This window comes from Stenotrophomonas sp. 1337 (assembly GCF_031455455.1).
In the GTDB taxonomy this organism is placed as follows: domain Bacteria; phylum Pseudomonadota; class Gammaproteobacteria; order Xanthomonadales; family Xanthomonadaceae; genus Stenotrophomonas; species Stenotrophomonas indicatrix.
The window spans coordinates 1-14,014 of record NZ_JAVDSR010000027.1 but is presented as its reverse complement, the minus strand read 5'-3'; the positions used below and the strand labels follow the sequence as shown (position 1 = coordinate 14,014).

Here is a 14,014-nt window from a genome sequence, read left to right as displayed (position 1 = left end):
TACGTGTGGTGGGTGTGGTGGGTTGTGGGGAGTTGTTGTTTTAGGCGCAGCGTTGGGGGCTGCTGGGGGGGTCGGCCTGCTATCGTTTGTAGCGCCGGGCCATGCCCGGCGGACCGCGATCAGCAGAGCAGCTGCAGGATGTCCAGCTCGCCGTCGGCAAACCAGTCCATGCACAGGCCGACCACCATCAGCAGGCCCAGCGTGGTGGCGCCATGGGTGATGAAGATGGAGTGGGCCAGCGCACGCGCCGAGCGCCCCAGCTTCATGCACACCCGCGCCAGGCGCTGCAGACGGCCGCTGACGGCGTGCACATGCGCGCGCACCGGTGCCTGCACCCCGTTCATCGCCTCGGCCATCATCGCCTGCAGGCTTTCGGGGCGGTCAGCGTAGTACTTGGCCACGCCGTAGCCGAACATCAGCCAGTCACGCGCCTGCGCTTCGGCCAGGTCCATGACTTCCAGCGGATCTTCTTCGAAGTCGATGAAACCGACGTTCTGGCCATCCCAGGTGAGGTTGCGCGGCAACGGCTGGCCGAAATAGGCGCCACGCGCGTGTGCTTCGGCAATGGCCTGCATTGCCGCGGCCACGAGGCGATCGCGGCCTGCATCGTCGGCTTCGCGCAGGCAGGTATTGAACGAGCTGCCGTTGTCGCCGATCACCAGCGCGGCGTGGCCGCTGCCGATCACCGCGGGCACGTTCACGCCCTGCGCCTGCAGTTCCGCCAGCCGGCGGGCCTCGGTTTCGCGCGCGGCGTCGCCACCGCGGTGCGGCGGCGGGCGCAGGGCATCGAGATGGAACCGGCGGGCAACAAAATTGAGCAGGCCCAGGGCCACCGCTCGGCTTCCTTCGCCGTACTGCTTCAGCCAGGCGCGCTGCCCTTCGATGACGATGGGCTCAACCATGACAGTCTCCTTTAACGCATTACGGCCCCAGAGGGGCCGTAACGACGGTTTCACGTTGTCGTAACTGGCACTATCAATAGCGCAGCAGTGCCGAACCCCACGTGAAGCCACCGCCGAACGCTTCCAGCAGCAACAGCTGGCCGCGCTCGACCCTGCCGGAACGAACAGCAGCATCCAGGGCCAGCGGCACCGAGGCCGACGAGGTGTTGCCATGCTTGTCGACGGTGACCACGACCTGGTCCATCGACATCTCCAGCCGCTTGGCAGTGGCTTCGATGATGCGCAGGTTGGCCTGGTGCGGAATCAGCCAGTCCAGGTCGGACTTGGTCAGGCCGTTGGCATCCAGGGTTTCGTCCACGACCGAGTCCAGCGCCTTGACGGCGTACTTGAACACGTCGTTGCCCTTCATGTTGATGGTGCCGCCACCGTTGTTGCCTTCACCGAAACCGACCGAGACGCCGACCGGATTCCACAGCAGCTCTTTCTTGCTGCCATCCGAATGCAGGTGGGTGCTGAGGATGCCGGTTTCTTCGTCGGCCTTGAGCACGACGGCGCCCGCGCCATCACCGAACAGCACGCAGGTGGTGCGGTCTTCCCAATCGACGATGCGGGTCAGGGTTTCCGTGCCGATCACCAGCACATGGCGGGCATCACCGGAGCGGATGAATTTGTCAGCCACGCTGAGCGCGAACACGAAGCCCGAACAGGCCGCGTTGACGTCGAAAGCGGGACAGCCGCTCACACCGAGCTTGGCCTGGATCAGGCACGCGGTGGAGGGAAAGATCAGATCAGGGGTGGTCGTACCGACCACGATCATGTCGAGCTGCGAAGCGTCGATACCAGCGGCTTCGATCGCACGCAGCGCGGCCTGGTAGCCGAGATCGCTGGTGGTTTCGCCTTCGGCAGCGATGTGCCGTTCACGGATACCGGTGCGCGTCTGGATCCACTCGTCCGAGGTCTCGACCATTTTTTCCAGGTCGGCGTTGGTCAGGACTTTTTCCGGCAAATAGCTACCGGTGCCCGCGATCCTCGAGTAGATCCGCTTGCTCATCATGTTTCCTGTTGCACGAGCCGCCGTTCACCGGCGTGCCCGGGAAAGAAGGCGAAGGCCGCTGCCCAGCGGGCAGCGACCTTCCGGCACATCAGTCTTCCTGGACAGCAGAAGACTTGGTCTGGATGACCTTCTTGCCGCGGTAGAAACCGTCAGCAGTGATGTGGTGACGCAGATGCACTTCGCCGGTGGTCGGGTCGGTCGACAGCTGCTTGGCGCTCAGGGCGTCATGCGAACGACGCTGGCCGCGACGGGACGGGGTAACACGGGATTTCTGGACAGCCATGGGATTGCTCCAAACTCGGTTCGTTTTGCTTCGTCGTTTCGTCGCACAGGACGCCAGCGTCCAGCACACTTTTCGCTTTCGCCGCAGCCGCCGACGACAACCGGCTGCTATTGTTTCTTCAATGCCGCCAACGCCGCGAACGGATTGGCCTTTTCAATTTCTTCTTCGGTCGGCGCCCAGTCCTTGTCGACTGCCTCACCGTACGGCGACAGGGGTACCACCGGCACCGCCAGCACCAACTCGTCCTCGACCAGGTCCAACGGACGCAGCTGGCCATCTTCCGGCACCAGCAACGGCTCGTATTCCTCCGGCAAAGACGATTCCTCGTCTTCCTCGCGGATCAGGCCAAGCCTCTGGGTCATCTTCACCGGCAGCAGGAAACGCTGCATGCTGCGCTGACAGGTCAGCGGCAACGCGGTATCGATGGTCAGTTCCACATAGGATACCCGCAAGATCTCGTCGCGACCGAATTCGAGCGAGTAATTACACTCACCTTCGGTATCTGCGACAAGCCCCTGCAGGCGAGTCAATTCAGCCAGGGGAACCTGACCGTCGAAGCGCCTTCGCGCTACGACCATCCGCCAGGCATCCAGCGTTTCGGGTACGTTCGCGGACATAAGCCGCCGAATATTAAGGATCGGCAGGTCGCGTGTCAAATGACTGCCATGAAAGGCTTGCTGTGGCTGGCGGTACCGGGCCAGACTGCCGCGCCCCGCCCCCGGAATTCCCGCATGCCTGCCTTGGTCCTGGCCTCCACCTCCCGCTACCGCCGCGACCTGCTGGAACGGCTGGGCCTGCCCTTCGACTGCGCACGCCCGCAGGTGGATGAGACTGCGGAGGCCGACGAGGCACCGCTGGCGCTGGCGGCGCGCCTGGCCAGCGCGAAGGCGGCCGAGGTGGCCGCCCGCCACCCCGGCAGCTGGGTGATCGGCTCGGACCAGGTGGCGGACCTGAACGGTCAGCCGCTGGGCAAGCCGGGCACGGTCGAGGCGGCCTGCGCGCAGCTGGCGGCAATGTCCGGGCAGACGGTGCGCTTCCACACGGCCATCAGTCTCATCCGAGACGGAGAATCACTTTCGGCAATGGATACGACCCAGGTGCGCTTCCGCGCGCTGCAGGCGGCCGAGATCGCCCGCTACGTGGCGATCGAGCAGCCGCTGGACTGCGCCGGCAGCTTCAAGTGCGAAGGCCTGGGCATCAGCCTGTTCGAGGCCATCGACAACCAAGACCCCACGGCGCTGATCGGGCTGCCGCTGATCGCACTGTGCGGATTGCTGCGCAGGGCCGGATTCGCGGTGCCTTAACCCCGGCACGAAGCACGCTGCCTCAGCGCTTGCCCACCACGAATGGCTGCTCCTGCCACTGCTCCACGCTTCCATCGCGACCGTGCAGGTGCAGGCCCAGCCAGTGCTTTCCCGGTGCCAGCGTCGTGGTATCGAGTGTTGCGTCGAAGCCGACAGCCGGATGTTGCGGATCGGTGCTGTCCGGCCAGGCGTGGCGGATATCGAACACTCGTCCATAGGTGGCGTCGCCGATCGAACGACCATCCACCAGCACTTCAACCCGCGACAGGCCAACGCCCTCCTTGAACGCCCAGCCCTTGATCGCCAGCGTCCCGTTCACCACGTCTCCATTGGCCGGCGAGTCCAGGTAGGCCAGCGCAGGCGTCACGCACGCGCCCTGCGCGCGCTGCACCGGCAGGCGGAACAGCAGGAAGCGCTGGAATCCGTGATCGTTGCTGACCACGCGCGGTGGCGGCAGCGGCCCGACCTGTTCGCAGATGGCGTGATAGCGGGTGAGCAGATCGCGGAAACGCTGATCGCTGGGCGACAGCACCAGCAGCATCGGCACCTCGCGCTCACCTTCATGCACCTGGCCCCATTGCGCCAACTGCGCGGTGCGGCCGTGCTTGTCGTTGAGCGGATGCGGCAGCACGTCGATGTCACCCCGGCCCAACTGGAAGCCCAGTTCGGCGCCCACCTTGAAGTTGCCGGCCAGCACGCGGCTGCCTTCCGGCATCTGCTGCAGTTCTTCGCGGACCGCAGCAGCCAGCGGCTGCCAGCCGGCGAAGTTGCGCGGGTAGTACTTGTCGCCGGCCAACTGCTCGCGCAGCGATGACGAGGACGCCATCAGGTAATAGCCGAAGGCCAGCACCATGCCCAGCCCGGCCAGCCACCAGCCGGTACGCCGTAACCAGCGTGGCCAGCCGTTGAGGATCACCGGCACCGCCACCAGCAGGGCCAGGTAACCCGGCAGCGGCCAATGGAAGCTGATGCGTTCGACATCGGTGAAGAAGCCCAGGGCGAAGATGCCCAGCGTCGATACGCCACCGACCAGGCCGAAATAGCGCCACTGCACGCGTGCACCGCCGCCGTTGCGGGTGCCGGCCAGCGCAACTTTCCACATCGCGATGCACAGGACGGGCGTCACCAGCATCGGCTGGATCACCAGGAACCACAGGCCGCGCCACTCGAATGCCCACGGGTGGCGCTCGACTACCTGGAACTTCAGACCCGCATCGTGATTGTCGGCATTCCAGGCCAACAGCGGCAGCCATGCCAGTACGCCAACGGCCAGGGCCACCCAGACGCGCGGATCGGCCAGCATGCGCCGGCCCTGCGGCAGCGCCAGCAGGGCAATGAAGCCGACGCCGATCACACCGATGAAGCGATAGTGGCTGAGCGCACCGATCAGCAGGCCCAGCGCCAGCTTCACCGCCGAGGAAGCGTCGACGCTGCGCAGCAGGCGTGCGCCGGCGTCCAGGCACAGCACGGCTGCCAGTGCCATCGGCACATCAGGTACGGCCAGCAGGCCCAGCGTGGCCGACAAGGGCATCAGCAGCGTCAAGCTGCCAGCCTGCCAACCGGCAACATTGCCGAACCAGCGCGCTGCAATGCGCGATACCAGCAGCGGCAGCAGTGCACCGATGGCCAGGAACGGCAGGCGCAGCGCAAGCACATGCTGGCCGCCAAGCTCCACACCCAACCGGGTCAACCAGGCCGTCAGCCCCGGCAGATCCGAATAGGCCGCAGCCAGATGCTGGCCTTCCTGCCAATAGAACGCCTCATCGACGAACAACGGCAGGCGTGCGGCCACGACCAGTTTGGCCGCTGTGACGAGCGTCCATAACCAGAGAAAAATCGTACGTGCGCGCTGTTCGCCCTGCATTGATGTATGGATAGAATCGACCGGTTACCGAACTTGAGACGACCATGACAGCTTCGTCCCCCATGCCCAGCATGCTAACCGATCAACTGCGTCAGTCCCTGCGCAATGCGCAGGACCAGGTCAACGCGCTGGTGCTGGGCAAGGTGCATGAGGTGCGGTTGGCCTTCGTGGCCCTGCTCTCTGGCGGCCATCTGCTGATCGAAGACCTGCCTGGTCTCGGCAAGACCACATTGGCCCACGCCTTGGCCAGCAGCCTGGGGCTGAGCTTCCAGCGCGTGCAGTTCACCTCCGACCTGCTGCCTGCCGACGTGCTCGGCGTATCGGTGTACGACGCCGGCAGCCGCCAGTTCCAGTTCCATCCCGGGCCGGTGTTCACCCACGTGCTGCTGGCCGACGAGATCAACCGGGCGCCGCCGCGCACGCAGAGCGCCCTGCTGGAAGCGATGGCCGAGCAGCAGGTCACCCTCGACGGTCAGACACATGCCCTGCCCGATCCGTTCTTCGTGATCGCCACGCAGAACCCGGTGGACCTGTCGGGCACCTTCCCGTTGCCCGACTCGCAGCTGGATCGGTTCCTGCTGCGGCTGGCGATGGGCTATCCGAGCGCGCAGGCCGAGCGTGAACTGCTGCGTGGCAGCGATCGTCGCGACCTGATCGCCCGCGCGCTGCCGCAGCTGGACGACAACCAGGTCCGCACGCTGCGCGACGCGGTCGGCCAGGTGCATGTCAGCGATGCGCTGGTGGACTACGTGCAGGCTCTGCTGACCCGCAGCCGCCAGCACGCCGGCGTACGCGTGGGATTGTCGCCGCGCGCCGGCCTGGCCCTGCTGCGTGCCGCCAGGGCACATGCGCTGCTGCTCGGCCGTGGCCACGTCGTGCCCGAAGACGTGCAGACCCTGTTCGTGGCGGTGGCGGGCCATCGCCTGGTGGGCGAAGCCGAGTCCAGCACAGGGCCGGCGCTGGCACGGGCGATCCTGCAGACCGTCGCGGTCGATTGAAGATGGCATCGCATGCCCGGCGACTGCTGCAGATGGCACGCCCGCGTACGCCGGAGACGTTGCCGCAGCGGCTGGACCGCCGGCGCATCTATGTGCTGCCCACCCGCTTCGGCCTGTTTGTGGCCTGCCTGCTGGTCGCGATGCTGCTGGGCGCGCTGAATTACAACAACAATCCGGCCCTGTTGCTGGCGCTGCTGCTGACCGCAGCCGCGATCGCCAGCACCATCGCCGCACACCTGCAGCTGTCGGGCGTACAGATCGATGCGATCTCCGCCGAGCCGGTGCCGGCCGGGCAACCGCTGCGCCTGCGCGTGGACCTGTCGCTGCGCGACCCGCGAGCGCGCCACGGCCTGCACCTGCAACTGGGGAACAGCGAAGCGTGGCTCGACCTGCCCGCGCACGGCCGCGGCGAAGCCGCGCTGGAAGTGCCCAGCGAACGCCGTGGCTGGCTGGAACTGCCTCGCATCCGCCTGTCCAGCACCCAGCCGCTTGGCCTGGTCAGGGCGTGGTCATGGGTGTGGCCGGAAGAACCCCTGCTGGTCTACCCGCTGGCCGAAGCGAAGGCACCGCCGCTGCCGCAGCAGGGCAGCGATCCGCTGCACACCCGCGCCCATGCCAACGGCGAGGAACTGCACCAGCTGCGCCCGTATCGCGCAGGGGATCCACCCCGCAGCATTGCCTGGAAACACTCGGCGCGCCGCGACACGCTGCTGGTACGCGAGTATGAAAAACCGATAGGCATCGAGGTCGTGCTGGACTGGCGCGCGCTGGCCCCCTTGGGCCAGGAGGCCCGCATCGCGCGGCTGGCACGCTGGGTGGACAGCGCCGAGCGCGAAGGCCGTCGCTATACGCTGCTGCTGCCGATGCAGCCACCGCTCGGCCCCGGCCAGGGAGCCAGCCACCACCATCTGTGCCTGCGCGCGCTGGCATTGCTTCCCCATGACTGAGCCTGCCCTGCTGCTGGACCGCAACACCCGCACGTGGACGCTGGCCAGCGCCGCACTGGCCTTGTTGCCGCTGCTGCTGCTGCTGCCCACCGCATTGGCCGCGTTGATCGCCGTGGCGGCGCTCGTCACCGCAGCACTGTCACAGCGCGGCGTGCTGCCGATGCCGGTGCGGGTACTGCTGGTGCTGGGCATGCTTGCTGCCATCGTCTGGCAGATGGGGGCGGTGCGCCCCGGCCGGGATACCGGTTGCGCGCTGCTGGCGGCGATGCTGGCGATCAAGTCCAGCGAGCTGCGTACACTGCGCGATGCACGCAGCCTGCTCGGCTTTGCCCTGTTTTCACCGTTTGCTGCCTTCCTGCTCGACCAGGGACCGCTGACCACCGTGCTCGCGGTGCTGGCCGGCGTCAGCGCCCTGATTGCGCTGCAGCGCCTGGCGCAGGGTGAAGGCCGCAGTGCGCCGCCGCCGCTGACCACGCAGCTGCGTGGTGTCGGTCGCCTGCTGCTGATCGGCCTGCCGCTGGCGCTGGCCTGCTTCTGGCTGTTCCCGCGGTTGGCCACGCCGCTGTGGGGCATTCCCGAACGCGCCGTCGGCACACCGGGGCTGTCGGACACGATGGAGCCGGACAAGTGGCTGGACCTGATGGCCGACGACACCCCGGCCCTGCGGGCGCAGTTCTTCGGCGCGGTTCCAGCGCCGGCACAGCGCTACTGGCGCGGGCCGGTACTGACCCAGTTCGATGGGCATGTCTGGCGACGCGACCGCCGTACCGAAGGCCTGCCGCCAGCCATCGTGGAACACGGCACGGAGGGCTGGGACTATCAGATCGATTACGAACCCACCGACCGTCGCCAGCTGGTCGCGCTGGATCTCCCTACTGCCGCACCAGAGGGCAGCCGGCTGGATGCAGCCCTGAGCCTGAGCAGCGACCGCGCATTGTCCGCACTGAGCCGGTGGCGCCTGCACTCGGCTCCGCCGCAGCGCTTCGATGCCACGCTGTCGTCGTACCAGCGTCGCGCTGCGCTGCAGTTGCCGGAAGGCTTCAACCCACGCACGGCAAGCCTGGCCCGACAGTGGCGGCAGGAAGCGGGCACCGACGACGACGCCGTGGTCCGTCGCGCCCTGGCGTGGATCACCGCGGACTTTTCGTACACGCTGGCAACACCGGCCCCCGGGCGCGATCCGGTCGATGCATTCCTGTTCGACTACAAGGCCGGCTACTGCCAGCATTTCAGCTCTGCCTTCGTGGTGCTGATGCGCAATGCCGGCATTCCCGCGCGGGTGGTCACCGGGTTCGCCGGCGGCACGCGCAACCGGATCGGCGACTACTGGGTGCTGCGGCGGATGGACGCCCACGCCTGGGCTGAGGTGTGGCTGCCGCAACGCGGCTGGGTACGCATCGATCCGACAGCGGCAGTAGCACCCGAGCGCATCCTGGACACGCTCGACGATCGCCTGCAGGCCGGGGCCGATACCGGCCTGCAGCACCGCTGGCTGCAGCTGGGCCAGGTCGGCGACTGGATGCGCAGGGGCTGGAACGAACTGGTGCTGTCGTTCGACGCGCGCCGCCAGCAGCAGTTGCTGCAACCGTTCGGGCTGGACGACCTCGGCCCTGGACAGCTGCTGGCCGGCTTCGTGACGGCCGCGTTGCTGGCGCTGGCGTGGATGGCGTGGCTGCTGGCCCGTGGCGAACGCGAGCGTGACCCGCTACTGCGCGCCTGGCACCGGCTGGGGCAGCGCTATGTGCGGCTGGGGCTGGGCCGCGAACCGCACGAACCGGCCCTGCACTGGGCCCGCCGGGTCCACGCACAGCGCCCCGACCCGGCCCTCATCACACTCAGCCAGCGTTTCGCTGATGCACGCTACGCTGGCACTTGTACCGAGCTCGCCCCATTATTGCGGGACCTGCGCAGGCATCGCCCGACTTCCGGAGCCTCCCCATGAATACCAAGTTCCTCCTCACCGCCGTGGCCGCCCTGGCCTTGTCGGCCTGCGCCACGGCCCCCAAGCCGCTGCAGGGACAGTTCAGCCTGGTTTCCCCGCGCGACTCGGTTGCCACCCAGCAGGTCGGCACGCCGGTGCGCTGGGGTGGCCGGATCATCGAAACCAAGCCCGGCCAGGGCGAGACCTGTTTCCAGATCATCTCGCGCCCGCTCAACGGCAGTGGCCGCCCGAACACCACCTCTTCCGATGCCAGCGACGGCCGCTTCATCGCCTGCCGTGCCGGCTTCTACGATCCGGCCGTGTTCGAAGCCGGCCGCGACGTGACCTTCATCGGCAAGATCGATGGCTACGCCAACACCCGTATCGGCGATTACGACTACCGGCTGCCGAAGCTGTCTGCCGACGTGATCTACCTGTGGCCGGAGCAGCGCCAGGTCGATGTGGTGCCCTACCCCTACGGACCGTGGGGCCCGGGCCCGTATGGCCCGTACTGGGGCGGTTACCGCGGCTGGGGCTGGTGGTAGTCCAGGCCCGGTACGCATGATGCACAAGGCCGCCCATCGGGCGGCCTTTTTTCATCCACGCATGGCGTGGATCGACAGCGCACCAACAACAGTAGATCCACGCCATGCGTGGATGGCCGCCTCAACGCCCTGGCGTACCGAAGTGGCCCAGCGGCGCACCAGCCAGCAGATGCATGTGGATATGGAACACGGTCTGCCCGGCATCTTCGCGGCAGTTCATCACGATGCGGTAGCCGTCCTGCGCGAAACCTTCCCGACGCGCGTACTCGGCGGCGGCCAGCGCCAGCTTGCCGATCAGGTGCGCCTGCGACGGCTGCAGGTCATCCAGGGTCGGAATGATCTCGTTCTTCGGAATGAACAGCACGTGCACCGGCGCCTGCGGTGCGATGTCCTTGAACGCCAGCACGTCGTCGTCTTCATAGACGATGGTGGCCGGGATCTCGCGACGGATGATCTTGCTGAAGAGGGTTTCGCTGCTCATGGTCGGCCTCGGCGGGGTGTCCCCGCATTGTAGGCCGGTAACGCCGGGGCATGCCCGGCATCGACTCAATCGCGCACTTCGCTGCGGGTGCCGAACGCGTGCGACAGCGTGCCGCGATCGACATACTCCAGCTCACCACCGAGGGGCAGGCCCTGCGCCAGTCGACTCGGCCGCACCTGGCGGGCACGCGCCAGCTGCGCGAGATAGTGCGCAGTAGCTTCGCCTTCGACGGTGGCGCTGGTGGCAATGATCAGTTCCTGCACCTCCGCCTCGGCCAGGCGCTGTTCCAGCTGCTCCAGACCCAGCTCGCGCGGGCCGATGCCATCCAGCGGCGACAGGCGCCCCTGCAGCACGAAGTAAACGCCGCGATAGCCGGTGGCGTTCTCGATCGCCAGGCGGTCAGCCGGCGATTCCACCACGCACAGCTGGCTGCGCTCGCGGCTGCCATTGGCGCAGGTCGGGCACAGCTCGGTTTCGCTGAAGTCGCGGCACTGCGCACAGTGACCGATGCGTTCAACCGCCTGCGCCAGCGTCTCGGCAAGGCGTTTGCCACCTTCGCGCTCGCGTTCGAGCAGGTGGTAAGCCATGCGCTGCGCCGTCTTCTGGCCTACGCCAGGCAACACCCGCAGTGCATCGATCAGTTGTTCAAGCAGGGGTGCGGACACGGCGGCGTGTTCTGTAGAGCCGAGCGTGCTCGACTGGAAGTTGCGGGCAATCGAGCACGCTCGATGCTACACAGTGCATGGCACCCGGCAGTGCGGGTGCCAGGCCGGACATCAGAACGGCATCTTCATGCCCGGCGGCAGCTGCATGCCGGCGGTGGCCGAACCCATCTTCGACTTCGACTCGGCATCGATCTTGTTGGACGCGTCGTTGAAGGCGGCGGCGATCAGGTCTTCCAGCATTTCCGGATCACTGGCCAGCGACGGATCGATGCGTACCTTGCGGCACTCCTTGGCGCCGGTCAGGGTAACGCTGACCATGCCGCCACCGGCGCTGCCGGTCACTTCGATCTTGGCGATTTCTTCCTGGGCCTTCTGCAGGTTTTCCTGCATCTTCTGGGCCTGCTGCATCAGTTGGGCGATATTGCCGCGCATGTCGTCTTACTCGTCAAAAGAACGGATGGAATCGGAAACAACCCGGGCGCCGTGCTGCTGGATCAGCAGCTGGACTTCCGGATCGTCCATGAAAATGGCCTCGGCAGCCTGCTGCCGCTCGCCACGCTGGCGGTCGGCGCGCTGGTGCAGGGTCTCGGCCGGGACCTGCTCGGCTTCCACGGTTTCGACCACGATCTTCAGCGCGTGGCCAAGGGACTTTTCCAGCACCTCGCCCAACGCTGCCAGCGCGCGCTCGGAGCGCAGGTATTCAAATCCGGGCGAAAGGCCCAGTTTCAAGACCCCATGCTGGCAACTGATGAAGGCCGCATTGGCCGCAAGCTGTCGCGACGGACCGCTGAGGCCACTGTTGGCGATCAGGTCGAGCCAGTCTTCGGCACAGGCCAGGTCACTGACGCTGCCTGCCGGCGAGGCCTTTTCCTTTGCCGCAACCGGTGCCGGGGCGATGTCGATACCCTCGGCACGGAACGGACGTTCCGGCGCGGCAACAGCCTCTGCAACCGGCGGTGAAGCCGGCGCCGGCGGCTCGTGCCACGGCGCGACCATGGCCGCGTCGGGCGTTGCCATCTCGGCCGCCAGCGCTTCATCGCGCGCGCCAGCCGCGTCGGTCGCCCACGGCGGCAGGTCGTCTGCCTCGGCAGGTGCCTTGGGCGTGGCCGCCTCGGGAGCCAACTGCGCCTTCATCGGCAGCGGTGACCCGGGTTCCTTGATCGGAGCAGGTTCAGGTTCAGGGGTCGGATCTGGTTCCGGGGTCGGCTCGGATTCCGGCTCGGGTTCGCGCTGTGGCGCCGGGTTCGGCGTCTGCGCGGTCGCCTCCGCCAACACGGGTGCCGCAATTGCCTGGGTGACCGCTGCGGCTTCTGGTGCCGCAGCAGCGGCCGGTGCAGCTCCTTCGTGGCTGCCAGCAAGGCCGCCCCCGGTCTGGCCCGTACCGGCCGGTGCGCTGCCACCGGAGGATTCCGGAGTACGCGGCACCGACGGCACGGCAGCCGCAGGGCGGAACGCCAACATGCGCAGCACGGCCATTTCAAAGCCGGCGCGCGGGCTGGGCGCCAATGGCAGATCGCGACGACCATTCAGGGCCATTTGATACCAGAGCTGGACCACTTCCGGGCGCAGGCGTTCAGCAAACACGCTGGCATCCAGTCCCTCGGCAGCGGCGGACGCGCCCGGCACCAGTTGCTGCACCTGGATGCGGTGCAGGCTCTCGGCCAGCGCATCGAGCACCCCGCTCCAGTCCGGCGAGAACTCGGCCAGTGCCGCGACCACCTGAAGCAGGCGCGGGCCATCGCCCTCGGCCAGGGCATCGAGCATGGCCGCCACCTGGGTGCGGTCGACCGTGCCCAGCATGGTGCGCACCACGTCCTCACGCAGCGCACCGCCGGCATAGGCAATGGCCTGGTCGAGCAGCGACAGGCCATCACGCAGGCTGCCGTCGGCGGCCTTGGCCAGCTGCACGATAGCGGTCGGATCCGACTCGATCTCCTCGGCGGCGAGAATGCGGGTCATCTGCCCCTGGATCTGGTCTTCATCCAGGCGTTTGAGGTTGAACTGCAGGCAGCGGCTGAGCACGGTGACCGGCAGCTTCTGCGGGTCGGTGGTGGCCAGCAGGAACTTCACATGTTCCGGCGGTTCTTCCAGCGTCTTCAGCAGCGCATTGAACGCGGCCTTGGACAGCATGTGCACTTCGTCGATCAGGTACACCTTGTACTTGCCACGCGAGGGCATGTACTGGGCGTTCTCGATCACCTCGCGCACATCGTCCACGCCGGTATTGGACGCGGCATCGATTTCCAGCAGGTCGATGTAGCGACCGGCGTCGATGTCCAGGCAGGCCGCACACTGGCCGCAGGGATCGGCACTGGTGCCCTGCTCGCAGTTCAGCGACTTGGCGAAGATGCGCGCGATCGTGGTCTTGCCCACGCCGCGGGTACCGGTGAACAGGAACGCATGGTGGACCCGGCCGCTGTCGAGCGCATTGCTGAGCGCACGGACCACGTGTTCCTGGCCCACCAGCTCGGCAAAACGCTTCGGACGCCACTTGCGGGCAAGGACGAGATAGGACATCAGGCCACCGTCTTCCATCGGATGTTCCATTGTGCCACGCCTGTCCAGCCCTCTCGCCCTGCAAACCAGTGCTTGTGTCCTGCCGCTGCGCCCGCTAGAATCTGCGCCCCTGCTGAGGCGTTTGCCGATGGCAGGGATCCGGAGAGGTGTCCGAGTGGTTGAAGGAGCACGCCTGGAAAGTGTGTAAGCGTCTAAACCGCGCTTCGGGGGTTCGAATCCCCCTCTCTCCGCCAGATAAATAAAAAAGGCTGCCCTTCGGGCGGCCTTTTTTATTTATCTGGCTGGGGACGCGAAGTGCGCTGCGCGCGCTTCGCCCCAAACGTTGCTGCGCAACGTTCGGACCCCTCCCTTCGCCTGCCTCTCCCCGCCCCTGTCGGGGCAGCCCCTCAACAGAAGGGCTTGTTCCCCCAGATACGGCAGTAGATCCACGCCATGCGTGGATGACCGAAGGAACCGCGTCCGCCCAGGTTCGACGGCCTGCAGGGATAGAGCCGGACAGCAGCCCTTTTTTATTTATCTGGCGGGGGACGCGA

General features: G+C 66.8%; 14 protein-coding genes and 1 tRNA gene. 6 read left to right on the top strand and 9 right to left on the bottom strand.

The annotated features are described in order from the left end of the window. Positions 1 to 119: 119 nt before the first annotated feature. The 4 genes from J2X70_RS20625 to J2X70_RS20610 all read right to left on the bottom strand — a co-directional run bounded on the left by J2X70_RS20625 (position 120) and on the right by J2X70_RS20610 (position 2,856). On the bottom strand, positions 120 to 902 hold the full coding sequence (locus J2X70_RS20625) for a hypothetical protein (protein WP_032977357.1): 783 nt from the start codon (positions 900 to 902) through the stop codon (positions 120 to 122). A 73-nt stretch (positions 903 to 975) separates the two neighbouring features. Continuing rightward, positions 976 to 1,953, bottom strand: coding sequence for a beta-ketoacyl-ACP synthase III (locus J2X70_RS20620; protein ID WP_025879387.1), 978 nt, complete (start codon positions 1,951 to 1,953; stop codon positions 976 to 978). Between the two features lie 91 nt (positions 1,954 to 2,044). Continuing rightward, entirely contained in the window at positions 2,045 to 2,239 is a 195-nt protein-coding gene (gene rpmF / locus J2X70_RS20615) for a 50S ribosomal protein L32 (RefSeq protein WP_025879386.1), read from the bottom strand. Between the two features lie 107 nt (positions 2,240 to 2,346). Then, positions 2,347 to 2,856, bottom strand: a complete 510-nt coding sequence (locus J2X70_RS20610) for a YceD family protein (RefSeq protein ID WP_025879385.1) — start codon at positions 2,854 to 2,856, stop codon at positions 2,347 to 2,349. Between the two features lie 114 nt (positions 2,857 to 2,970). Here J2X70_RS20610 and J2X70_RS20605 point away from each other — a divergent pair, with 114 nt between their 5' ends. Continuing rightward, entirely contained in the window at positions 2,971 to 3,543 is a 573-nt protein-coding gene (locus J2X70_RS20605; RefSeq protein WP_223482020.1) for a Maf family nucleotide pyrophosphatase, read from the top strand. 22 nt (positions 3,544 to 3,565) lie between these two features. On the opposite strand, the gene J2X70_RS20600 is transcribed toward J2X70_RS20605, so the two are convergent. Further along, positions 3,566 to 5,407, bottom strand: a complete 1,842-nt coding sequence (locus tag J2X70_RS20600; protein ID WP_301864509.1) for a glycosyltransferase family 39 protein — start codon at positions 5,405 to 5,407, stop codon at positions 3,566 to 3,568. 44 nt (positions 5,408 to 5,451) lie between these two features. Here J2X70_RS20600 and J2X70_RS20595 point away from each other — a divergent pair, with 44 nt between their 5' ends. The 4 genes from J2X70_RS20595 to J2X70_RS20580 are packed head-to-tail and all read left to right on the top strand — an operon-like array spanning position 5,452 to position 9,818. After that, complete coding sequence (locus J2X70_RS20595) at positions 5,452 to 6,405, top strand: AAA family ATPase (protein WP_301864507.1); 954 nt, start codon at positions 5,452 to 5,454, stop codon at positions 6,403 to 6,405. A gap of 2 nt (positions 6,406 to 6,407) precedes the next feature. Beyond that, a complete protein-coding gene (locus tag J2X70_RS20590; protein ID WP_059063235.1) occupies positions 6,408 to 7,352 on the top strand; it encodes a DUF58 domain-containing protein in 945 nt (314 codons plus the stop codon). Further along, positions 7,345 to 9,294, top strand: coding sequence for a DUF3488 and transglutaminase-like domain-containing protein (locus J2X70_RS20585; RefSeq protein WP_025879380.1), 1,950 nt, complete (start codon positions 7,345 to 7,347; stop codon positions 9,292 to 9,294). Before J2X70_RS20590 ends, J2X70_RS20585 begins: the two co-directional genes overlap by 8 nt. Beyond that, a complete protein-coding gene (locus tag J2X70_RS20580) occupies positions 9,291 to 9,818 on the top strand; it encodes a Slp family lipoprotein (RefSeq protein ID WP_025879379.1) in 528 nt (175 codons plus the stop codon). The genes J2X70_RS20585 and J2X70_RS20580 overlap by 4 nt, the downstream gene beginning before the upstream one ends. Positions 9,819 to 9,939: 121 nt before the next feature. Here the strand turns inward: J2X70_RS20580 and J2X70_RS20575 are convergent, their stop codons facing one another. The 4 genes from J2X70_RS20575 to dnaX form a co-directional block, all read right to left on the bottom strand. Continuing rightward, positions 9,940 to 10,299, bottom strand: coding sequence for a histidine triad nucleotide-binding protein (locus J2X70_RS20575; protein ID WP_032977365.1), 360 nt, complete (start codon positions 10,297 to 10,299; stop codon positions 9,940 to 9,942). 65 nt (positions 10,300 to 10,364) lie between these two features. Continuing rightward, positions 10,365 to 10,964: a recombination mediator RecR gene (recR, locus tag J2X70_RS20570; protein WP_025879377.1), complete on the bottom strand. Its 600-nt coding sequence runs from the start codon at positions 10,962 to 10,964 to the stop codon at positions 10,365 to 10,367. Between the two features lie 111 nt (positions 10,965 to 11,075). Beyond that, on the bottom strand, positions 11,076 to 11,396 hold the full coding sequence (locus J2X70_RS20565; RefSeq protein ID WP_025879376.1) for a YbaB/EbfC family nucleoid-associated protein: 321 nt from the start codon (positions 11,394 to 11,396) through the stop codon (positions 11,076 to 11,078). A 6-nt stretch (positions 11,397 to 11,402) separates the two neighbouring features. Further along, positions 11,403 to 13,499 carry a DNA polymerase III subunit gamma/tau gene (gene dnaX / locus J2X70_RS20560; protein ID WP_309911939.1) on the bottom strand — a complete coding sequence of 699 codons (2,097 nt, stop codon included), beginning with the start codon at positions 13,497 to 13,499 and terminating at the stop codon, positions 11,403 to 11,405. Between the two features lie 122 nt (positions 13,500 to 13,621). Here dnaX and J2X70_RS20555 point away from each other — a divergent pair. Beyond that, a tRNA-Ser gene (locus J2X70_RS20555) sits at positions 13,622 to 13,714 on the top strand. The last annotated feature ends 300 nt before the right edge of the window (positions 13,715 to 14,014 follow it).

What these genes read in the sequence shown, in the direction of transcription:
- J2X70_RS20605 (WP_223482020.1), top strand. Translation starts at nt 2,971, where the DNA reads ATGCCTGCCTTGGTCCTGGCCTCCACCTCCCGCTACCGCCGCGACCTG.
- J2X70_RS20590 (WP_059063235.1), top strand. Translation starts at nt 6,408, where the DNA reads ATGGCATCGCATGCCCGGCGACTGCTGCAGATGGCACGCCCGCGTACG.
- J2X70_RS20625 (WP_032977357.1), bottom strand. Translation starts at nt 902, where the DNA reads ATGGTTGAGCCCATCGTCATCGAAGGGCAGCGCGCCTGGCTGAAGCAG.
- J2X70_RS20595 (WP_301864507.1), top strand. Translation starts at nt 5,452, where the DNA reads ATGACAGCTTCGTCCCCCATGCCCAGCATGCTAACCGATCAACTGCGT.
- J2X70_RS20600 (WP_301864509.1), bottom strand. Translation starts at nt 5,407, where the DNA reads ATGCAGGGCGAACAGCGCGCACGTACGATTTTTCTCTGGTTATGGACG.
- rpmF (WP_025879386.1), bottom strand. Translation starts at nt 2,239, where the DNA reads ATGGCTGTCCAGAAATCCCGTGTTACCCCGTCCCGTCGCGGCCAGCGT.
- J2X70_RS20565 (WP_025879376.1), bottom strand. Translation starts at nt 11,396, where the DNA reads ATGCGCGGCAATATCGCCCAACTGATGCAGCAGGCCCAGAAGATGCAG.
- J2X70_RS20585 (WP_025879380.1), top strand. Translation starts at nt 7,345, where the DNA reads ATGACTGAGCCTGCCCTGCTGCTGGACCGCAACACCCGCACGTGGACG.
- J2X70_RS20575 (WP_032977365.1), bottom strand. Translation starts at nt 10,299, where the DNA reads ATGAGCAGCGAAACCCTCTTCAGCAAGATCATCCGTCGCGAGATCCCG.
- dnaX (WP_309911939.1), bottom strand. Translation starts at nt 13,499, where the DNA reads ATGGAAGACGGTGGCCTGATGTCCTATCTCGTCCTTGCCCGCAAGTGG.
- J2X70_RS20580 (WP_025879379.1), top strand. Translation starts at nt 9,291, where the DNA reads ATGAATACCAAGTTCCTCCTCACCGCCGTGGCCGCCCTGGCCTTGTCG.
- J2X70_RS20610 (WP_025879385.1), bottom strand. Translation starts at nt 2,856, where the DNA reads ATGTCCGCGAACGTACCCGAAACGCTGGATGCCTGGCGGATGGTCGTA.
- J2X70_RS20620 (WP_025879387.1), bottom strand. Translation starts at nt 1,953, where the DNA reads ATGAGCAAGCGGATCTACTCGAGGATCGCGGGCACCGGTAGCTATTTG.